The following is a 22,281-nucleotide window of genomic DNA, read 5'->3' as shown; positions in this document are numbered from 1 at the left end:
CTTTTTCATTCATGTTTAACGACAATCCCTTAATCTTAAAGAAAAGCCCTCCACACGTCAATGTGGAAGGCTCTGGAAAGGCACAGATGCAACGTTTTAAGAGGTTAGTCGACAAGTCCGCTTTTCATTACGAAGGATGACGACCTCTTTGAACACGCAATTTAATGCCCAATCTCTTGTTGCTCCTGTGACTCTCTCCTCTTTACCCGTTCGTTTGTTGGAAGTGGGTCATAAAGTCCGTGAGTGCTTTCACACTCTCATATGGAGCTGCATTGTAGATAGATGCTCGCAGACCACCTACGCTACGGTGTCCTTTCAGACCTACAAATCCTTCTTGCTCAGAAGCCTTAATAAATTGTTTCTCCAACTCCTCTGTCGCTAGACGGAATGTAACATTCATCAAGGAACGGTCATTAACATCGACGCAACCACGATAGAAGTCACCGGAAGAATCAATCGTATTATAGAGCAATTCGGCTTTCTTCTTATTCTTTTGCTCGACACCTGCCAGGCCGCCCTGCTCTTCAATCCATTTCAACACTTCATTCACCATATATACCGAGAAGGAAGGCGGTGTGTTGTAAAGGGAGTTATTCTCCACATGTGTACTGTAACGGAACATGGTCGGGATTGTTTTAGGTGACTCACTCACTAGCTCTTCGCGAGCAATGACAACCGTAATCCCCGATGGGCCCAAGTTCTTCTGCGCACCAGCGTAGATCATCCCGAATTGATTCAACTTAAATGGTTTACAGAAGATATCACTGGACATATCTGCAATTAGAGGCACAGAGCCTGTATCCGGGAAGTCCTTGAACTGTGTCCCTTCAATCGTTTCATTGGATGTTAAATGTACATATGCACTGTTTTCTGGCAGGCTTAGATTCGATACATCTGGAAGCTTCATGAACTTGTCCGCTTCGGACGAAGCGACCACTTGAGCCTCACCAATTAATTTAGCCTCAGACAGTGCTTTTTTAGCCCAGCTGCCTGTATTCACATAACTGGCTGTCTGACCCGCACCGAGCAAGTTCATAGGCAACATGGCAAATTGCGTACTTGCACCGCCCTGTAGAAATAGCACCTTGTAGCCTTTCGGGCTGCCAAGCAAAGATAATAAACGATCTTGAGCTTCGTTATGTACCGATTCGTACACAGCTCCACGGTGGGACATCTCCATAATCGACATACCTGTATTACGAAAATCAACAAATTCCGCCTGAGCACGCTCCAAAACCTCAAGTGGCAGTGCCGCTGGTCCTGCATTAAAATTATACGCTCTCTTTGTCAAAATATCCCCCGCCCTTTCCATCCGTAGCTTACATAAGAAGTAAATATTATCGCTATGATATCAGTATTCCCTATATGCTTCAAGTGAAATAAGCACTGAAAACACAATATGAGCTATCAAATTCCTTTATCACCCTGCAAAGTTAAAGCACTACAACATTTCAATTCGAGGAAAAGCCTCCGAGAACGAATCCCGGAGGCTTTTTCTGAATGAGGAACAGTCCGTTCCGACTGGATTAGCAGTCGAAGTAGAGGCTGTACTCGTGCGGATGAATGCGGATCGCTACCGCTTTAGCTTCATCACGTTTGAGGTTGATATAGTTATCAATGAATTCTTTAGTGAATACGCCGCCTTCAGTCAAGAATTCGTTATCAGCTGCCAGTGCATCAAGCGCTTCTTCCAAAGAAGCTGGCACGCTGCGGATGTTTTCTTTATCTGCATCGGACAGGTCATAGATATTTTTGTCCAATGGACCATATCCAAGCTCTGTTGGGTTGATTTTACGTTTGATTCCGTCCAGACCCGCCATCAACATTGCGGAGAATGCCAGGTAAGGGTTAGCTGTGGAGTCAGGTGTACGGAACTCGATACGACAACCTTTAGGTGTCACTGCTGCAACTGGGATACGAACCGCTGCAGAACGGTTACCTTTGGAGTAAACCAAGTTAACCGGTGCTTCATAACCAGGCACGAGACGTTTGAATGAGTTCGTACTAGGGTTCGTCAAAGCGATCAGTGCTGGAGCGTGGTACAGAATACCTCCGATGTAGTGCAGAGCCATTTCGCTCAGGTTAGCATATCCCGCTTTGTCATAGAACAATGGGGAATCGCCATCGAAGATGGATTGGTGTACGTGCATACCGCTACCGTTGTCACCAAACAATGGTTTTGGCATGAATGTAGCTACTTTGCCATATTGACGTGCAGTGTTGTGCACGATGTATTTGTATACAAGCAGGTTATCTGCTGTTTTCTTCAACGTATCAAAGCGGAAGTTGATTTCGGCTTGACCTGCTGTCGCCACTTCATGGTGATGACGCTCGATCGACAAACCTGCTTCTTCCAAGAGACGACACATTTCACTACGAATGTCTTGTTGAGTATCAACTGGAGCTACTGGAACATATCCGCCTTTCGTGCGAACTTTGAAGCCCAGGTTGCCGCCTTCTTCTTTGCGGTTTGTGTTCCAAGATGCTTCTTCGGAATCAACATAGTAAGAAGAGCTGTTCGTACCGCTCTCGTAACGTACATCGTCGAAGATGAAGAACTCAGACTCAGGTGCGAAGAATGCTGCTGTACCAACGCCGCTTTCTTTCAAGAAAGCTTCTGCTTTAACAGCGATGCTGCGTGGGTCACGCTCATAACGCTCACCATCAGGTGTGAAAATATCACACATAACATTCAATGTAGGGTGTGCTGTGAACGGATCGACATATGTCGCTTCAGGATCTGGCATCATAACCATATCGGACTCTTCAATTCCACGGAAACCTTGGATAGAAGAACCGTCAAAAGCTACTCCGTTTACGAATGTGTCTGCATCAACAGCCGAAGCTGGCAACGAGATGTGATGTGCACGACCAGCTAAATCTACAAAACGAAAATCTACCCACTCGATGTTGTTCTCTTGAATTGCTTTCAATACGTTTTCAACCGACATGTATTCGTCCTCCCAAATATTCCGAACAATAAACAACCCCACTAATGAAAATGTCCATATTCGAATTTTTTTCTGTCGTCATTATAAAATCTCAAACATGACATCGTCAATACTTATGTAAGGTATTTTTTGCGAGGATGTTAGCTATACTCACATTTTATAAATACATGAACTTCGTATAACAACTTGTACAAGCTATATTTAATCGATTTAATGCGGTAAAGCAGGTGCATTAATACCTAAATTATGGAAAAAACTTCACATCATAAATGTTTCTTATCACCATTGATTAATAAATCCATTCAATGACCAAAAGAATGAAAAACCGGACATCCTTAAGCTGCATTCATGTTGAATGAACAGCCTGTAGATGTCCGGAACTTTGCACATATAGCTTACTTATAAATTATACGCCGACTCTAGCTGGGAAGAACTCTGCTGGTTGTTTAGCTGTGTTGAATGTTTTACCTACGATTGGTGCCAACTTCTCTAGATCCTGCAATAGGTTGGCGAATTGATCAGGGAACAACGACTGTACACCGTCTCCTGTCATAGAGTTATCTGGATCCGTATGCATCTCAATAATCAAACCATTTGCGCCCGCTGCAACAGAAGCCTTCGTCATTGGCTCAACGAGCTCACGACGTCCAGTACCGTGACTTGGGTCTGAGATGACCGGCAGATGGCTCAGAGACTGCAATACAGGGATTGCTGACAGGTCGAGCGTATTACGAGTGTATGATTCGAAAGTACGGATCCCACGCTCACAGAGCATTACATTGGGGTTACCGCCTGCTAGAATGTATTCTGCCGCATTTAACAGCTCATCATAAGTCGCACTGAATCCACGTTTCAACAGTACAGGTTTACCGCACTCACCCAATTTACGCAACAGATCAAAATTCTGCATATTACGTGTACCTACTTGCAGAATATCAGCGTACTCTGCACAGATATCTACATATTCCGGTGTCATGACTTCTGTGATGGTTAACAGGTCATGCTTCTTACGTGCTTCAGCCATCATGATCAAACCTTCCACACCTGTACCTTGGAAGCTGTATGGACCTGTACGTGGTTTAAACGCACCACCACGAAGCACCTGTCCTCCTGCTGCTTTCACCAGACCAGCGATCTCATCGATCTGTGCAGCGGATTCAACCGCACACGGTCCACCCATGACGACAAGTTCCTTTCCGCCAATGTCAACGCCCTTAATTGAGATCACTGTATCTTCTGGGTGGAAGTCACGACTTGCCAATTTGTAAGACTTCGAGATTTTGACTACATTCTCTACACCCTTCATTTGATGAAGATGCTCCTGCATTTTAGGTTCTACTTTGCCGATCAAGCCGATGATTGTACGATCTTCTCCACGTGAAATATGAACTTGAAGACCTTCCTTTTCGATTACGGCTACAATATCCTGAATCTGTTCCTCCGGAGTAGCTTTGCCTGCAATAACGATCATAATATATTCCCATCCTTCCTTGTATGTGAGGTTGTTCAATATGTTCGTTTCTGATTACGAACAATAAAAGCACTCCATAAAGTGCATCTGATTATTAACTATTCTCTGTCACGCTTAAACGCTTGTTCGCTTTTAAGCTTTTAACCACTAAAGTAAATATACCATAGTCTGCCTTCTTCGTCAAGGACCTCATACGTTTGCACATTATCCAAAAAAAAGAATCTTGCGAGCTAGGTTCCAAAGGCAATGGAAGACTAGCGCAAGATTCATTCTGGTTTTAGGTCGTACGTGTTTTCTCACGCACAGGTGGTAACAGTTTACTCATGTTCACAGTACGTTTAATTTCCCACGTCTCTGGTTGATCATGCTCATACTGCTCCAGATACGTAATAACTTCCTTTGTGATCGGTGTCGGCGTTGAAGCGCCCGAGGTAACCGCTACTTTGTTCACGCCCTTCAGCCACTCCTGCTGAATCTCAGCTACGTCAGACACACGGTAAGCTGTTACACCCGCGATTTCTTCGGATACCTGAGCTAGTCGGTTTGAGTTATTACTCCGCGGATCACCAACAACGATAACGAGATCCGATTGTCCTGCTTGTTCAGCTACAGCTTCCTGACGAACCTGTGTTGCGAGACAAATTTCATTGTGGATTTCGGCACCTGGAAATTTCTCCAGAAGACGACTCATAATATGTTTGATGTCCCACTGGCTCATTGTAGTCTGATTGGTAATCAGAATCTTGCCATTTGGTACATTCAACTGATCAATCTCTTCTTCCTTTTCAATCAGATGAACCTGATCTGGAGCAACACCAATGGCGCCTTCAGGTTCTGGGTGGTTCTTTTTGCCGATATAGATAATCTGATACCCTTCAGCCGTCTTCTCACGAATAAGGTCATGAGTTTTCGTAACATCTGGACAAGTCGCATCCACTGTAGTCAACCCTTTATCACGTGCCAGCTTACGGACTTCTGGAGATACACCATGCGCTGTAAAAATAACAGTGCCACTCTCCACCTGACTCAAAATTTCCATCCGGTTAGGTCCATCCAGTGTAACGATGCCTTCATCTTCAAAGGAATCTGTCACATGTTTGTTGTGAACAATCATTCCCAATATATATATAGGCCGGGGTAGATCTAGATTACGTGCAGCCTGACGTGCCAAAACCATGGCATCCACAACTCCGTAACAATATCCCCTTGGCGAAATTCGCAGTACTTCCACTTTGGTTGCCACCCGCTTTCTTTCTTCGGCAAGCTTGCCGATGTAATTGCAGTCCACTCTATTATACCTTTATTCGATAGGGGGAGCAAAGACAACAGGCAACCAGATAATAAATGTGGTACCTTCTCCACGTTTAGTGACGACTTCTACCGAGCCATGATGCTCTTCAATGATCCACTTAGCAATCGATAGCCCCAAGCCGATTCCTGGTGTCGCTCCGCGTGATTCATCTGCACGATAGAAACGATCAAAGATAAACGGTACCTCGTCTCGTTCCATACCAATGCCTGTATCACTAATGCGCAGCCCTACCTGACCTTTGTACAATATAGCGTCAAGTGTGACTGAGCCTTCCGGAGTGTATTTAAACGCATTCTCAATAAAAATAAACAGCATTTGCTGCAAATAATCTTTGCTACCATTGACATAGATCCCGTTGAGGATTGATAAATCGCCCTGACGCCATTCAGACTGACGATCTAGGAATTGGGATCTGCGAGCCACTTCCTGCACTAAAATCTGCAATGGAATTGGATTCAGCTCAATCTTCTGACCGGTATCCGCTCTTGCGAGTGACAACATGTCACTAATTAGCCGGCTCATCCGTTTCCCCTCATCTGCCATATCCTCAATCGCCTCAAGGGACATCTCTTTAACTGTTTCTTCATCAAGATTCGGACGATCCGTACTCTCCTGATCCCACAGCTTCTTGAGGAAGTCTACGTTACCCCGTATCGTCGTAAGTGGTGTACGTAGCTCATGCGATGCATCAGATACGAATCGTCGCTGAGCCGCATTGGTCTCCTCTAAACCCCGGAAGGATAATTCGGTTCGTTCAAGCATGTTATTTACCGTTTCAATGAGACGGCCGATCTCATCCTTCGGACCGGTGTATTGAATACGGACACTAAGATCATTTCCTGACTGAATCTGATTCGCAGCATCAATGACATTAACCAACGGCCGCATGGATTTACGAGCCAAAATAAGCCCTGATGTAATGGCAAGAGCCATCGCCACAAGCCAGCCAAAGATCAATATATTACGAAGTGCTTCCAGAAGCCGCTCCTGGGAAGTAACATTGGCTCCCACTTGCAGCAGTCCCCTAATTTCATTCGTTCCTTGAAGGGACAACGGCTGTTGATTCACAAGAAAAGGAGTGCCATGCACGTATATTTTGGATATGCCTCGCTGTTCCCGTATGTCCTTCAGCTCCACAACAGGAAAGTCAATGCCAGCCTTCTCCATATTTCCGGAGATCTTAATCGATCTGCTCTGATAATCCACCAGTTGAATATAGATCTGCGCTTCTTGAAGCTGACTTTCTGTGAATGGATCTAGGTCGAGCGATTGGGAAAGCGGATTAACACCAATTTGTTCTGTAATGCGTTCGCTCTTAACCTTTAGTTGCTGTTCCACTTCCTGATAAGAGTTAAAATAGACAAAAGCATAAATCACGACGGCCCAGAAGATAAGCACGGCTGCCAAAATACCCGAATACCATGCGGTTAATCTTAACCGAATGGACATATCAGGAATCACCTCTTAGGATATAACCCGCTCCCCGAATTGTCTGGATCAAGCGTTTGCCTCCATACTCTTCAGTTTTCTGTCTTAACATCGCGATATATACTTCTAGAACATTAGATTCTCCGCTGTAATCATAGCCCCAGATTTTGTCCATAATGAGATCACGGGATAACACTCTTTTTGGATTTTGCATAAATAAATTCAGAAGCTCAAACTCCTTGGCAGTAAGTTCTAGCCGTTGTCCATCACGCAACACTTCACGGGAATCATTATCGAGAACGATGTCCTCATATACAAGTCGGTTGTCCTGTTTATCCACAATGTCCGCTTTACGGCGTAGCAGCGCACGAACACGAGCAAGCAGCTCTTCAAGGGCAAATGGTTTAACCAAATAATCATCCGCTCCCGTATCCAGCCCTGTTACCCTGCTCTGTACTTCGTCTTTGGCCGTTAACATGAGAACTGGCACTTTACTGCCTGCTTCTCGTAATCTCCGGCATACCTCGAATCCGTCAATCTGGGGCATCATGACATCCAGAACGACAATATCCGGTTCCTTATCCATCAGTTTACTGAGACCCTCAGCTCCATTGGAAGCCGTCTGTACTTCATAACCTTCAAATGCCAGCCCCCGACGAAGCATGGACACGATTTTTTCATCATCATCAACAATCAGAATAGTTGAGCGCATGGTCTTTCTCCTTTATCCTACATTTTATTCCTATTGTAACAGGCAGAAGCACAATCTGCATCTTGAGGCAAAAAAAGCGAAAGGGCCCTCAAACCCTTCCGCTTATCTGCTTTTGCAACATCCGTCTTCAACGATTATGGTTGCGTTTGTTGTTGCTCATTTGAAGTTTGTGAAGTGTCGTAATCGTTTTTGTTACCAATCTTGATTTTGATATCCATTTTCTTACCGTCACGAACGACGTTCAACGTTACTTCACTACCAATTTCCTGTTTCTTGATGAAATCAATCAAGTCTTGGCTTGTATTGTACGGCGTACCATTGGCACCTGTAATGATGTCATATGCCCGCAGGTCTGCTTGATAAGCCGGAGATTGATAGATCGTGCTTGCTACTACAGAACCTTCAGTAATGTCGGTTCCCATTTGTTTAGCAACTTCAGGTGTGAGTGCCATCAGAGATGCACCGATGAACGGTACTGGCTCTTTTGGAACTTCTTTGTTTTCTTTCAGGTATTTCACTGCTTCCGAAATTACACTCGAAGGAATAGCAAATCCAATACCTTGCGCATCTGCACTTACGGCAACGTTCATACCGATTACTTCACCATTAAGGTTGAGCAATGGGCCACCGGAGTTACCAGGGTTGATGGACGCATCTGTTTGCAACAAGTGACTGTATTCACGTGTTTTGCCTGTTTCTTCGTCTGGAATGCTAATCGTACGTTCTTTCGCACTCAGAACACCTGCAGTAACAGTGTGCTCGAATCCTTCAGGGTTACCAATCGCCACAAGCCATTCACCGACCTGTGTGCTGTTGGAATCACCTAATGGAGCTACAGGGAAATCAGCATCGCCACTGTTTTTCTCAATTTTCAGTACAGCTAGGTCAAGATCGAAGCTACTTCCCAGCAGTTTAGCTTCATAAGGCTTACTATTGTTCTCTAAAGTTACCTGAATAACATCTGCACCTTGGACTACGTGTTGGTTCGTCAGGATATAGCCTTCTTTGTCAAAAATAAATCCAGAACCAATACCCAGTGGGACAAGTTGATTGCTGCTTTGCTGTTGCTGCTGTTGTTGTTGATCTTGGTTGCCATTGGTTCCACCATTACCGAAGAAATATTGGTATAGTGGGTCACTCATCGTAGAACCGCCTTGGTAGCCACCACTACGAGTTGATTGCTTCGCCAATGTCTCAATCTTGACTACAGCCGGGCTAGTGTTCGTCACAACGGATGACACATCCGTTTTACCTGTAGGCAAAAGCGATGCCGTTACATTGTTGCCTCCACCCGTGTTTGTAGAAGACTCTTTGCTTGCGCTCTCGCTTTGGGCACTTGTCATCGATGCTTGCGGTGTGAACATGTTCGTTGTGTCCGCCACGTACATTAGAACAGTAATAACTAACATCCCTGCAATGAAAGAGAACATAAGGGATCTGATGGACGAGCGTGGGCGACGATTGTTATAGTTCCAATTCCCACCTTTACCGTCGTTACCACCATTTCCACCACCGCTTCCTGCTTTACCTCGACTAGCGTCTTCGGAAGCTCCTTGGCTGTAATATGAAGGTACTGGCTTCACAGGATCAGGTCTTGTAATCTGCACGTCACCTTCTGCACGCTGGTTCATATCCCCTTGATGACTTGCTGTATCTTCCTGATTCACGGACTGAAAAGGTCCATAAGAATAATAATATGAGGAATCGTCCGTCCCGGAAGAATTACGGTTCTCCGTTTGCTTTGTTTCATTTTCCTCATCTTGACGGCTTGATCTATAATTACGTTCGTCCATGCCTCTCTACCTCCCAATCTCTTCTTCGTAAGAGATATTCTTTAACTGTCCTTATTTTGTACTTTAAACCTTAACTGTACCTTAAAAACAATTAAAAAGGAGATAAAACCCTATCATAATAAGTTCATGTTCAAAAAGTACGATTTTCAGTAACGACCTCTATAAGTTCATTTTTTCCGTCCGACCAGTATTTTAATCCTTTGTCTTCACCCATCCTTGTCGATGAGCATAGATTGCCAGTTGTGTTCGATCATCCATCTCACATTTCATCAATAGGTTGCTGACATGTGTTTTGACGGTTTTGATACTAATATGTAATTCTTCGCCGATGTCCTTATTTGTCTTACCTTCTGCAATGAGCAGCAACACTTCTTTTTCTCGTTCGGTGAGACCGGACTCACTTTCCCGAGCGGTACGCTGTCTGATTCCACGGGTCAACGCCTGTGACACATCTCCTGTCATGACTGGCATTCCACGGTAAGCACCTTGCAGAGCATAGATCAGCTCCTCAGCAGATACAGTTTTCAACACATAACTTACAGCACCCGCTTCAATGGCCTGTACAACCAGATCGTCTTCAAGGAAACTCGTCAGCATTACAATTTTCATAGTCGGGAATTCGCTCATGATGGCCTCCGTTGCTTCTGCACCATTCATTACGGGCATCATCAGATCCATCAAGATTAGATCAGGCATTTCATTCTCATCCAGCTTACGCAAATGGTGCAGTGCCGCTTCCCCGTTCCCTGCTTCTCCAATCACATGAAATGTCGGCTCCAACATGAGATACGTCTTCAACCCCATGCGAACCATATCATGATCATCCACAATCATTACCTTCACTTTTCCGCTCATTCGGTCTCCCCCTCTGATTCATTCGGGAATTTCGGGATGAACACCCGTACCGTTGTTCCCGCTCCCGGCTTCGATATGATCTGTACCTGTCCTCCAAGCTTCTCAGCCCGCTCACGCATCGTGGATAACCCATAAGACCCCGGGCGGTCGGCTTGTTGCAAGAAACCTTGCCCATCGTCGCTAATGCTCATGCTTATCTGATGCTCACTCTCTCGGATCGACAAACTAACAAGTCCTGCTTCGGCATGCTTCACCACATTCGCAACAGCCTCCTGAATAACAAGAAATAGCTGGTGCTCAATGGCATCTGAAATTCCGCCATCCAGTTCCAGCTCTTTCACACCCTTGAGGCCATTCTGCCTGCAATAATCAGGAAACCAGCTATCCAGTGCGGCAGATAGATCACGTCCCTCCAGCTCGACTGGTCGGAGCTGTGCAATAAGCCCTCGCATCTGCCGCTGTGCAATATGGGACATCTGAATGAGTTGATCCAGCACATTACGACCCTGTTCCGGATTCATCTCCAGTAGACGCGGCAGTGATGAAGCCGACATATGCATCGCGAATAACTGTTGACTTACTGTATCATGCAGGTCTCTTGCCATTCGTTTGCGCTCTTCAATAACGGCTCGCTCTGAAGCCTGTTCCTTCTCAATCACTTCCTGCTCACCGAGGCGCTGAAGCAACCTCATTTTTTTCTCAATAGAATCCATCATTACATTGAATTCTTGGTATACCCGACCAAATGAAGCATCGTCTGCTTCAGGCATACGAACCGTCAGATTACCTTTAGATACTTTCAGCATGTTGAGGTCTAACAGATCAATTTTGCGTTGTAGCCGCAGAGCGGCAATATATCCAGTAACAATGGTGGCTAACACAACTACACCAACATAGGTCCAAGCACGTTGACGGCTCTCTCCGGAGAGCACTTCTCCATATAATAAGTAGAAGCCGCCAAGTGTAATTAGACCGGTTAGTGCAAAATACATCATCAGTTCCCATTTATTCGCTTTGAGAATCGTTCGAATCATGTGTTAACCCACCTTATTAACTTTGACATCACCAATAAATACGCTCACAATGATTCGTACCTTTTTACCTGCTTCACGATAATGTGCAGTTTCAGCTTGAGCACTGCTCATGAATCCACCACGTTTCTGGTTGAGCAATGACATATCACCAATGAAGGAATTGGTTGTCACGGTTACACCAAGATCCATATCCTCTGGCACGAATACTTTGACATCCCCTATAAAGTTCGAGATCACAATCTTGGTCTCCCCATACGGGATCTGTGCTTTTGTCAAATCAATCACCGTGTCCCCGATAAATGCGGAGATGTTCATTGGCTTCAGTGTAAATACTTCTTGCCCCATGTACAGATCGCCAATGAAGGCAGACTTATTAATCGTATCGCCATAGCCGTCGTAGTTCCCATAATCGTTGGAGTGTTGACCATATGGATTGCTCGAATCGAATTTCGCATATTTTTTGTGAGATGAATCTTGCGTGCTGTGCTTTTTATATTGTTGATGCTCATAAGAATTTGAATGCTCTTGATCTGTATGGTGAGAACCATATGGATCATGCTTCTGTTCTTGCTTGGGTTTGCCAAATGTTTTCTCAAATTGTTCATCAAATGTAGACTGCATCTCTAGATCTTCTGGTGACAATGGCTGATAAGGCTGTTCAGGTGGTGGAGGTGACTGCATTTTGTCATGATGCTTTCGATCACGTCGCCGCGGCCCGACCAGTACAAACAATCCTCCGCCGATCAGCATCACTGGAATCAAATAGCGGATAAACTCTCCCATTGAATAATGAATCCATCCCAGATTGCGGGCAAGAAAGTAACCTCCGATCAACAATACGATAACAGGACCGATGAAGGCGTAGCCCCCATTGCGCCGAATTTCGGAAATTCCTTTTGCTCCCCACCAGATTAAAAACAACGGCCAATAGGTTCTAAAAATGTACCCTATATCAATGTCATATCCCAATTGTCTGAACAAGATCATTGCACCAATAGCTATGAGGGGTATGCCCACCCACCAGCGGTCCCGCGTAGATCGTTTCATCGCTCATGTCTCCTTCGTCTGTATTCTGTATCCAGTGTACCTCAGACGAGGCTCTGATAACAGCGGCGGCAGATGGAAGTCATCTCAGTCTCTAGACCGAGTCCACAGGATATTTATGGTTTTTTTAAGTCGTTTCCCAATATGTACTTGAAGTATATACACATAATAAAACACCCTGGAGAACATGCTCCAAGGTGTTTGTGTGCAGCTTACTTTTGTGTTTTGCCTGTGTTTTCTACGCCGAACTCAGCGTTATATTTTTCATCAGGTGTTTGAAAATTATCCTTCACTTTGTTTTGCTCGGATTGTTTAATTTTGCTCGCTACGTTCTCTTGACCAAACTCCGCATTGTACTTCTCGTTTGGCGTTTTGTAACCTTGGGATTTCTTAGCCACAACAATCACCTCTCTCTTCATATTTACGTCTCATTGCTGAGTCGTGGGGTTCGTCCCCAGAGAGTATTATGTGAAGAGAGCCCCCCGCTTATTCATTGATCGGAACTTCCAAAATCATACCGCTTTATCGAGCCATGAATCAGGTACCGATTTATACACATCGATTGCCTGCGACAGCTCGTCCAACATTTGTTCCGTACATTTTCCGCCGCCCTGCTTGATTACCTGAACTTCTACATCCTTCTTACCCCACTCCTTGTATACCTGCTTTGTTGTAGGGAAATAAAGATCAATTTTGTTGCCCTTAATGGCTGACCCCGTATCTGCCACGATCCCATAGCCATAACCAGGAATATAAAGGATAGAACCTAAAGGAAACAATTTGGGATCGGCAGCGATTGTGGAGACGGTCTCCTTATCTCGCCTTACCTTCACACCAGAATATGTAATCCCATATTGAGGATGCTTAGGTCCTTTTCCCGTCGACTCAATTCCAGCGGTATAACCCGTTGCCGTTACCTTTTGTGTTCCAAGCACTTGCTCTGAACGAGGAGCCAATACAGGCATGGACGGATCCAGAACAACTTGTTTGCCAGGAGCTACAGGTTTAGGGATGACAATCGGCTGTGGAGACCACAATAAACCCATGTAGACCATTGTAGTTAACTGAGCTTGGTCACTATATTTCTCAGGCAACCTAATTTCTTGCTTTTCTACTTCTACCACATTTGGACTACTGCTGTAACGATTTTCAACATGCCTCACTTCATTTTCCTCTTCGAATGTATACGCCTCTGCCTGATTTATACCTACGACTAATCCGGCGGCTACCACACACCATGAGATCAGTAATCTTAACCTGCTCTGTTGTAATATAAATTGCTTTTTCATTATAAAACCTCCCCTCACTGCAAAGGTTTTCCAAAAAGCAAACACGTTATACAGATATCTGGCAAATAAAAAAAGTCTGGCACAGCAGACGAATCCACTGTACCAGACGGTGATAAGCATATTTTTTAGAACATTACACGAGACGTGTTGTAATTTCTTCCTTAAGCTGAGCTATAATTTCGTCAAGTGGCTTCATGCCGAGATCGCCTTCTCCACGCTTACGCACAGAGACACTAGCCGCATTACGCTCATTTTCCCCAACGACAAACATGTATGGAAGTTTCTCAAGCTGAGCTTCACGGATTTTGTATCCTAACTTCTCATTCCGCAAGTCTGCTTCTGCCGAGATCCCCGCACGTTTCAGCTTCTCTTCAACTTCACGCGCATAATCTTCGAAATTGCCCGATACCGGAATTACTTTTGCTTGTACTGGAGAGAGCCACAGCGGGAATGCTCCAGCAAAGTTCTCGAGCAAGAACGCTGTGAAGCGCTCCATTGTGCTGATTACGCCGCGGTGAATAACGACTGGACGATGCTTCTGTCCATCATCTCCAACATATTCAAGCTCAAAGCGCTCTGGCAATAGGAAGTCCAGTTGTACGGTAGAGAGCGTTTCTTCTTTGCCCAGTGCTGTTTTGATCTGAACATCCAGCTTCGGACCATAGAATGCTGCTTCGCCTTCCGCCTCGTAGAATGGCAGATCCAGTTCTTCTACAACTTCACGCAACATACGTTGGGACATTTCCCACATTTCATCATTTTGGAAGTACTTCTCTGTATCTTGTGGATCACGATATGACAAACGGAAGCGGTATTCATGAATACCAAAGTCTTTATAAACGGTTTGAATCAACTCGATTACACGAGCGAACTCTTCTTTAATTTGGTCTGGACGTGCAAAGATGTGAGAGTCATTCAATGTCATCGCACGTACACGGTGAAGCCCTGTAAGTGCTCCTGACATTTCATAACGGTGCATCATGCCAAGCTCAGCAATCCGGATCGGAAGATCACGGTAGCTATGCATACTGGACTTGTACACCATCATATGGTGAGGACAGTTCATTGGACGAAGAACCAGTTCCTCATTGTCCATAACCATTTTCGGGAACATATCCTCTTGGTAGTGCTCCCAGTGACCAGACGTTTTGTACAACTCCACATTACCAAGAACAGGTGTGTATACGTGCTGGTATCCCAGGCTTTCTTCCAAGTCTACAATATAACGTTCTAATGTACGACGCAATTTGGCACCGTTAGGCAACCAGATTGGCAGACCTTGTCCCACCAATTGTGAGAATGTGAACATTTCCAGCTCTTTACCCAATTTGCGGTGGTCACGTTTACGAGCTTCTTCAAGCAAGTGCAGATGTTCATCCAACTGTGCTTTTTTCACAAACGCAGTACCGTAGATCCGCTGCAACATTTTGTTTTTGCTGTCTCCGCGCCAGTATGCACCAGCAACATTCATCAGCTTAAACACTTTAATTTTGCTTGTTGATGGTACGTGTGGTCCGCGGCACAAGTCGAAAAATTCACCTTGCTCGTAGATCGTAATTACACTATCTTCTGGTAGATCACGAATCAATTCGAGTTTGTAAGGATCGCCCACTTCTTCAAACGTTTTGATTGCATCAGCACGGCTAACTTCCTTACGAACAATCGGCAGATTCTCATTAACGATACGTTCCATTTCCTTCTCAATCTTCTGCAGATCTTCAGGATTGAGTGGTTGTTCCAGATCCATATCATAATAGAAGCCATCTTCGATAACAGGACCTACACCCAGATGAACCTCTTTGTTACCGTATAGACGCTTCACTGCTTGAGCCATCAAGTGAGCAGTACTGTGACGCATCACTTCCAGACCTTCCGGTGAATCCAACGTTACGATCTCTACCAGCGCACCCTCATGAAGCGTTGTGGACAAGTCCACCACGATGCCATCCAATTTACCTGCTACAGCATTTTTGCGTAGGCCACTACTAATCGAAGCCGCTACATCTTCAATCGTGCTTCCCTCAGCGTACTCACGTACGGAACCATCAGGGAGTTTAATGTTAACTGCCATTTGTCTCATTCCTCCTGTAAATGTAACCTTTGTCCATTCAATAATGGACTGATTATCTATTGCGATCTTTCGCACGAAGGCAAAAAAACGCAAAAAACACCCGTCCCGGTAAAGGGACGAGTGTAATATACTCGTGGTTCCACCCTAATTCAGCTGACTTATCCGATCTGGATATACAGCCCTCATTGGCATGACGATAACGGGCATGACCCGGCAGATCCTTACTCACGGCTAAGTTCCATTTGATCGTTCCAGTGGCTCTCTACATTCCGCTTTCAAAACCGCAACTACAAAGGGGTAAACCAAACGTGGAATCCGGAGGAAATTTCAGCCAAAGTTCCCTCTCTCTGCACCGACCATCTGAGTGGCTCATATCTTTGTCAACGCTTTTAGTTCATTAGTCATTATAAGTAACTCGACCCATAATTCGTGGATCAACAGTTATTATAATTGCCGAGATCGCTTGCGTCAAGACCAGTCAATAAACCCGCGCGCAGTACCTCGCATTCCGGGCAATGATGGCATAACTGCACCTTGTCCTCAAAGATCTGACGAATGGTAGTAATAATGGGCATATCCACTGTGCTGGTATGCAACATCACTTTCTCAGGCGAGATCGATATAAGCGTGCTCACGATCATATCTTCTATATCCATTTCCAGTTCCAGTCCAGGCATCTCCACCACAACCTGTTCATCTTTTTGCACAGGCAATAGATTAAGCGCAGCATCATACACTTGGAATTCATGCTTTCCTTTATGAACGAGATGAATTAGAGGCACCTTCGCTTCCTGGAAGAAAACAAAATATTTAAGCAATCCCATAAATTCTTCGTATTGTCGATCCATCCAAAACTCATCTAGAGCATACTCCACCAGCTCATGCAGCTCTTGTTTGTACTGCTTCATTCGAAAGTTCACAATACCATCTAGATGAAAAAAATGAACATCCTCCAAATCCCTCTTCAATCCACTTGCGAGTGTTGAGCGTCGACGTTCACGGAGTCCTGGCTGATCCAGATCACCATTGATCAAAAGCGGCATACAAATTCGGTTTACCTTCTCTACTTCGTGCTCATCCATGACGGAACATGCTTTGGAGATCATATCTTCCACCATATGTCGTTCGCGAGTAAGCATAATAAAATCAGCCAAGCCATTAGCAAATAATTCACTAATTTGTGGTAGCCATTGCTGGAAGTCATTGTGATTCTCATTACCTCTGCATACCCAGACTGCCCTACCATCATTATGTTTGAAGGTAAGCCTGAAGCCTCTTTTACTTATATGTAAACCTTTGGTTTTTTCTTTGATACAGTGATGAAATTGGTCCGCTTCCTCTTGCCCAGATACATCTGTCCATACGGTAAACAGTTCCACAAGAATCACTCCTTTCCGTCCTGTTCAAAGTATATGGCAAGGTGAATGGGGATATACGAAGCGGATTGATGGAAAGCATGTCATGATTTCTCAGTATATTTCAGCATTTTGCCACATTCACTCTTTAATCATTCTCAAGTACAAGATCTAGCGGCTTTTTTCCTAGTTTTATACTACATGTTGCTGATCATATGGGGTCTTTATTCACAAAAAATTGCATTCTATTTTCAAAAGTGGTTTGGAGATCAGCCAAAAATGTGTTATTATTTTTATAACAGTATGTTTCACGGAAAAGGGGGGAAGCCAGAATGAGAACACAACCAAGAATTGTCCGCAGCGTTTTGATTATCATTTTGTGCGTATTCCAAGCCCTGTGTTTCCCTATTCCGATGCAGACAGAATCCGCTGTCGGTGTATCTGTTGATTCAAACTCTAATAAGGAAATAATGGTTCAGATTCCAGAGTCTCAACAGAAGCCCGTCATCCGTAGATACCCACAAGTGATGGCTAAACTTCTTGCGGTTGTGCATAAGAAACCTGTCTTTCTTGTGCTCGCATTACTATTGATTTTGCGGATTCCAACACCACGTCTGCCCTTTAAACCGTTGATTTGTCTGTTTAAACGCAGATTAATTCTGCTACCTATTAAATACACCAGTATGTATGTTTCCCCTACCCCTATAGCACCAAAATACGTGTACACTCTTCGCTAGTCGTTGCAGCGTATTTAAGGTTGCTTTGCATAGAGACTCCTCTTCGTTCATTTATGAAAAGACGGAATACTTGTGCATAACTCATTACCCTTTTAGCTAAGTTAGATATTAATACCCTATTGGCTTGGATGCCAATCTTTGTAGCACTCTTTTGTCATACCCATATTTAAAAATTGAGTTCAAAACATTACGGCTGTGTGTCAGGAGTTCCTGGCTCTGTTTACCCGCATATTTAATGTTTCTTCCCATCATTAGATCATTCGATTTACGGGAAATAAGCCTGCCTTCTGTGGCCAGCCCTCATTTTAAGGAGGCAACTATCCATGGATGTACGCGAAACGGATCTACCAGGTATCGGTAAGAAATTTCAGATTGAAACGAGTAGTGGCGATAAAATTGTAATTATTATTCACGATGATGGACGTCGTGAAATGTATCACTTTGAGTATGATGATCCAGATCAAAGCATCTCCATGATTACACTGGACGATTATGAAGCAAGACAGATTGCTGCTATTGTCGGCGGCTTGACCTATAAGCCAAAACAGCTTGAGAATATTGAAGTTACTTTTGATGACCTGATCATTGAATGGTACAAAATTGAGGCTTCCTATGGATGTATCGGTAAATCCATCGGTGAACTAGACGTACGTCAGAACTCTGGAGCAACGGTTATTGCCGTTGTTGAGAAAAACCACAAAAAACATATTAGCCCCGGTCCGGAGGTCGTGATCACTGCAGAATCGACGGTTGTCGCTGTCGGCGAACGTAACCAGCAGAAACTGTTCAAATCCCTCCTCCTGAGCGGGAGGGGGTGAGTGAATGGATCATTTGATATTCGAAGTGGGTCTAGCGCTGGTGCTCATTGCAGCAGCCGGACTCCTATCTGCTAAATTACGTTTTTCCGTTGTTCCTTTTTATATTTTGATTGGTATGGCCGTTGGTCCACATGCCATGAAAATCTGGCATCTAGACTTCCGATTCATCGAGAGTCAGCCTTTTATCGACTTCATGGGTCGGATCGGTATTCTATTCCTTCTCTTCTATCTCGGACTTGAATTTTCGGTAGGACGGTTGGTGAAATCGGGTCGCTCTATTGCAGTAGGTGGCTCGATCTACATCGGTATTAACTTTACGCTGGGATTAATCTTCGGTTTTGTTTCCGGTTTCCCAGTTGCAGAAGCATTGGTTATTGCCGGTATCACCACCATTTCATCAAGTGCCATTGTAGCCAAGGTACTCGTCGATCTGAAACGTACAGCTAATCCAGAGACTGAAATGATACTGGGAATCATCATGTTTGAAGATGTGTTCCTCGCGGTATACATCTCGATCTTGTCCGGACTGGTACTCAGTGACTCATCCTCCGTCGGAGGCGTCATTATGTCCGCGCTTATTGCCCTTGGGTTCATGTTAATTGTCATTATTCTTGGACGGAAAGCAACACCACTGCTTAACAAGGTGCTCAAAATCCGCTCCAACGAACTCTTCTCCCTAGTCGTATTTGGAGCACTGTTCCTTGTAGCTGGATTTTCCGAAACGATCCATGTCGCTGAAGCCATTGGTGCTTTGTTAGTTGGACTCGTGCTGGCTGAGACAGAACATGCTAAGCGGATTGAGCACTTGATTCTGCCGTTCCGTGACTTCTTTGGAGCCATTTTCTTCTTCAGCTTCGGGCTCTCCATTGATCCGTTGTCTCTGGGTGGCGATGCCGTGTGGCTAGCTCTGGTTGCAGTAGCTCTTACATTGTTTGGTAATTTCCTTGCAGGCATGCTGGCTGGCCGTAGCGCAGGCTTATCTCCAAAAGCATCGGCTAATATTGGATTAACCATTGTATCACGTGGTGAATTTTCCATTATCTTGGCCAACATGGGTAAAGCCGGGGGACTGATGGCAATGATTCAACCGTTTGCCGCGTTATATGTACTCATTCTGGCAATCCTCGGACCATTGTTGACCAAAGAGTCCAAACATGTGTTTAGAATTTTGGATAAAATATTTAAGTTCAAAGACCAACGCAAGAAAAAAGAAGAACCTAAGGTTTTGCAAAAAGAAGGATGACATGTCTATGTGGAATAGACATTATATAGCAACTCGCGGCTCTACGCCGATCTTTCTGTGAATAACCCAGGGAGAAGGGCTCGGAACCGCACAAAGGAGGATGACGTATGAAAGCACCTCTGATATCGGCTAATCCGGCGCCACATACCGCCAAGACCAGAATCACATCAAGTCGTCGCCTGTTAAACCTTTTATTTGTGATAGCAGGTGGTATTCTGGCCTCCGTGGGACTTGAATTGTTCCTTCACCCCAATAAGATTATTATTGGAGGCATTACGGGCATTTCATCGTTATTTGCTCATTGGACTGAGATGAGAATTGGATTATTCCTCTTCTTGTTCAACGTTCCATTTATATTTATTTCCTACAAGATCGTGCAGAAAAAGTTTGTGCTCGTTACTGTGTTGGGTCTGGTTGTCTTTTCGATCGGTGCCATCGTGCTTCATCCCATGCCACCACTAGTAGAACACCCACTTGCCGCAGCGATGTTCGGCGGGTTATGTCTGGGAATAGGAATCGGACTAGTGGTGCGTTATGGCGGGACACTGGATACGCTGGAAATCGGTGATCCGTCTTCTCGGCCACCCGAACGTTTATTTAGCGGGAAACGGATGCTTATCGAAAAAATAATCATGCTGTTTAACTTGCTGATTCTAACGGCTGCAGGTGTTGTATTTGGTTGGGATCAGGCCATGTACTCTGTCATTGCATATCTAATTGCTTATGAAATGGTGTATGTCGCTTTCCGCGGATTCTCTGCGAAACGCAAGGTGTATATCTTAACCGCGCAGAGGGATCAAGTCACGCAGGCTTTGCGGAAACGATTACGCCGAGAACCTGTAACACCAAACCCACCAAGTCATTCTCTCCAATCCGCTGCAAGCGATGGATGGGTTCAACATTTTCCAGGCGCACTCTATTACGAGGTTCACTTTCTTGAAATGATCTGGCTCAAATCAATCGTGCGACACATTGATCCACATGCGGGTCTTGTCACGAATCCAGAGAAGTGATCTTGACTTCTATAAACGGTCACTATGATATAGCGAAATACACCAAAGACTCTCTCTACCTTCTGGATACTTGTTATCCTGAGGATCTGAGAGAGTTTTTGGTATTTTTTATGTTGTTAGGAACGAACACTATAATTCAACGATCGCTTTAACGACCTTAGACTCTGGAAGTAGCCACTGCTCGATAGCCGAAGGTAACAGATCAAAAGACGTTCGATGCGTAATGTAGGCATCCAGATCCAGTCTTTTCGCTTGCAAAACTTGCATGACCTGTTCAAAGTCCTCTCGGGTCGCGTTCCGACTTCCCAGTATACTCATCTCCCGTTTATGAAACTCCGGGTCATGGAAGATAATATCTGCTTTGACCAAACCTACATATACTAGCTGCCCACCATGAGCAACATAACGAATGGCTTCATTCATTGAATTAACGTTACCTGTTGCATCGAAGACCGCGGTAGCGTAATCTCCCTCTGTAACTTCTCTGACTTGTTCCACTGCTTGTCCTGTTGCTTGTACCAGGATGTCTGCCCCTGCCAAAGAGCGGCTAAGTTCCAATCGTTCCTGATTTCGATCCACAGCAATAACTCTAGCTCCCGCTTGTTTGGCGAATGCCATTACCCCAAGACCAATCGGTCCTGCACCGATAACAACAACCTGTTCTCCTGGTTGTATTCTAGCTCTTCTTACAGCATGAGCTCCAATACTCAGGGGTTCGACCATCGCCGCTTCATCCAACGTCAGCCCTTCCGCTCGCAATAGATGAGATACAGGTACCGCTATTCTTTCTCGCATGCCGCCATCTACATGTACACCCATCACCTGCATGGAGACACAGCAATTCGTTTTACCTGAACGACACGCGATACATCGTCCACAGTGCAGATATGGAATAATGCTAACCGTATCGCCGATTTGTAAACCTGCTTCATTATGCCCGATATCTTCTATGACACCTGCTAATTCATGTCCTAACACACGAGGATACGTAAAAAATGGCTGGTTCCCCTTATACGCATGAAGGTCTGTACCACAGATACCAATGCGTTTAATTGAAACGATCGCCTCATGCTCGGTTCGTTCAGGCTCAGGTACGTCCTGTAAGGTTAGATGTTCAACCTCTTCACATACGACAGCTCTCATCTCTACTCCCCC

General features: G+C 44.8%; 19 protein-coding genes. 4 read left to right on the top strand and 15 right to left on the bottom strand.

The genetic code is table 11. The features are described 5' to 3' along the window. Positions 1-202: 202 nt before the first annotated feature. The 14 genes from serC to V6W81_RS08705 form a co-directional block, all read right to left on the bottom strand. On the bottom strand, positions 203-1,294 hold the full coding sequence (gene serC / locus V6W81_RS08770; protein ID WP_338543974.1) for a 3-phosphoserine/phosphohydroxythreonine transaminase: 1,092 nt from the start codon (positions 1,292-1,294) through the stop codon (positions 203-205). Between the two features lie 232 nt (positions 1,295-1,526). Then, the gene (gene glnA, locus V6W81_RS08765) at positions 1,527-2,951 is read right to left on the bottom strand and encodes a type I glutamate--ammonia ligase (protein WP_307215657.1); all 1,425 of its coding nucleotides are present in this window, start codon (positions 2,949-2,951) and stop codon (positions 1,527-1,529) included. Between the two features lie 406 nt (positions 2,952-3,357). Continuing rightward, on the bottom strand, positions 3,358-4,422 hold the full coding sequence (gene aroF / locus V6W81_RS08760) for a 3-deoxy-7-phosphoheptulonate synthase (RefSeq protein WP_338542687.1): 1,065 nt from the start codon (positions 4,420-4,422) through the stop codon (positions 3,358-3,360). Between the two features lie 277 nt (positions 4,423-4,699). Further along, a complete protein-coding gene (locus tag V6W81_RS08755) occupies positions 4,700-5,653 on the bottom strand; it encodes a 4-hydroxy-3-methylbut-2-enyl diphosphate reductase (protein ID WP_239292848.1) in 954 nt (317 codons plus the stop codon). A gap of 69 nt (positions 5,654-5,722) precedes the next feature. Continuing rightward, positions 5,723-7,183 carry a sensor histidine kinase gene (locus V6W81_RS08750; RefSeq protein ID WP_145409574.1) on the bottom strand — a complete coding sequence of 487 codons (1,461 nt, stop codon included), beginning with the start codon at positions 7,181-7,183 and terminating at the stop codon, positions 5,723-5,725. Position 7,184: 1 nt separating this feature from the next. Then, a complete protein-coding gene (locus V6W81_RS08745; RefSeq protein WP_338542685.1) occupies positions 7,185-7,874 on the bottom strand; it encodes a response regulator transcription factor in 690 nt (229 codons plus the stop codon). Between the two features lie 134 nt (positions 7,875-8,008). Beyond that, complete coding sequence (locus tag V6W81_RS08740; protein ID WP_338542684.1) at positions 8,009-9,667, bottom strand: S1C family serine protease; 1,659 nt, start codon at positions 9,665-9,667, stop codon at positions 8,009-8,011. 192 nt (positions 9,668-9,859) lie between these two features. Next, positions 9,860-10,522 carry a response regulator transcription factor gene (locus V6W81_RS08735; protein ID WP_338542683.1) on the bottom strand — a complete coding sequence of 221 codons (663 nt, stop codon included), beginning with the start codon at positions 10,520-10,522 and terminating at the stop codon, positions 9,860-9,862. Then, entirely contained in the window at positions 10,519-11,556 is a 1,038-nt protein-coding gene (locus V6W81_RS08730; RefSeq protein WP_338542682.1) for a sensor histidine kinase, read from the bottom strand. Before V6W81_RS08730 ends, V6W81_RS08735 begins: the two co-directional genes overlap by 4 nt. 3 nt (positions 11,557-11,559) lie before the next feature. Beyond that, on the bottom strand, positions 11,560-12,603 hold the full coding sequence (gene liaF / locus V6W81_RS08725; protein WP_338542680.1) for a cell wall-active antibiotics response protein LiaF: 1,044 nt from the start codon (positions 12,601-12,603) through the stop codon (positions 11,560-11,562). A 209-nt stretch (positions 12,604-12,812) separates the two neighbouring features. After that, the gene (locus V6W81_RS08720; protein WP_235540651.1) at positions 12,813-13,019 is read right to left on the bottom strand and encodes a hypothetical protein; all 207 of its coding nucleotides are present in this window, start codon (positions 13,017-13,019) and stop codon (positions 12,813-12,815) included. 93 nt (positions 13,020-13,112) lie between these two features. After that, positions 13,113-13,655 (bottom strand): 3D domain-containing protein, encoded by a 543-nt coding sequence (locus V6W81_RS08715; RefSeq protein ID WP_430701344.1) that lies wholly within the window; start codon positions 13,653-13,655, stop codon positions 13,113-13,115. 367 nt (positions 13,656-14,022) lie between these two features. After that, positions 14,023-15,960 (bottom strand): threonine--tRNA ligase, encoded by a 1,938-nt coding sequence (gene thrS / locus V6W81_RS08710; RefSeq protein WP_338542678.1) that lies wholly within the window; start codon positions 15,958-15,960, stop codon positions 14,023-14,025. A 434-nt stretch (positions 15,961-16,394) separates the two neighbouring features. Then, positions 16,395-17,339 carry a putative sporulation protein YtxC gene (locus V6W81_RS08705; RefSeq protein ID WP_338542676.1) on the bottom strand — a complete coding sequence of 315 codons (945 nt, stop codon included), beginning with the start codon at positions 17,337-17,339 and terminating at the stop codon, positions 16,395-16,397. A gap of 308 nt (positions 17,340-17,647) precedes the next feature. Here V6W81_RS08705 and V6W81_RS08700 point away from each other — a divergent pair, with 308 nt between their 5' ends. The 4 genes from V6W81_RS08700 to V6W81_RS08685 all read left to right on the top strand — a co-directional run bounded on the left by V6W81_RS08700 (position 17,648) and on the right by V6W81_RS08685 (position 21,126). Continuing rightward, positions 17,648-18,052 carry a hypothetical protein gene (locus V6W81_RS08700; protein ID WP_307215633.1) on the top strand — a complete coding sequence of 135 codons (405 nt, stop codon included), beginning with the start codon at positions 17,648-17,650 and terminating at the stop codon, positions 18,050-18,052. A gap of 323 nt (positions 18,053-18,375) precedes the next feature. Beyond that, a complete protein-coding gene (locus V6W81_RS08695; RefSeq protein ID WP_056698525.1) occupies positions 18,376-18,870 on the top strand; it encodes a cation:proton antiporter regulatory subunit in 495 nt (164 codons plus the stop codon). Positions 18,871-18,874: 4 nt separating this feature from the next. After that, positions 18,875-20,113, top strand: coding sequence for a cation:proton antiporter (locus tag V6W81_RS08690; RefSeq protein ID WP_338542674.1), 1,239 nt, complete (start codon positions 18,875-18,877; stop codon positions 20,111-20,113). 107 nt (positions 20,114-20,220) lie between these two features. Continuing rightward, positions 20,221-21,126, top strand: coding sequence for a YitT family protein (locus V6W81_RS08685; protein ID WP_145047962.1), 906 nt, complete (start codon positions 20,221-20,223; stop codon positions 21,124-21,126). 129 nt (positions 21,127-21,255) lie between these two features. On the opposite strand, the gene V6W81_RS08680 is transcribed toward V6W81_RS08685, so the two are convergent. Further along, positions 21,256-22,269 carry a zinc-binding alcohol dehydrogenase family protein gene (locus V6W81_RS08680; RefSeq protein WP_338542671.1) on the bottom strand — a complete coding sequence of 338 codons (1,014 nt, stop codon included), beginning with the start codon at positions 22,267-22,269 and terminating at the stop codon, positions 21,256-21,258. Between the last annotated feature and the right edge of the window lie 12 nt (positions 22,270-22,281).

It is taken from the genome of Paenibacillus tundrae (assembly GCF_036884255.1).
GTDB lineage: Bacteria > Bacillota > Bacilli > Paenibacillales > Paenibacillaceae > Paenibacillus.
This window is presented reverse-complemented; position numbering and strand designations above follow the sequence as displayed.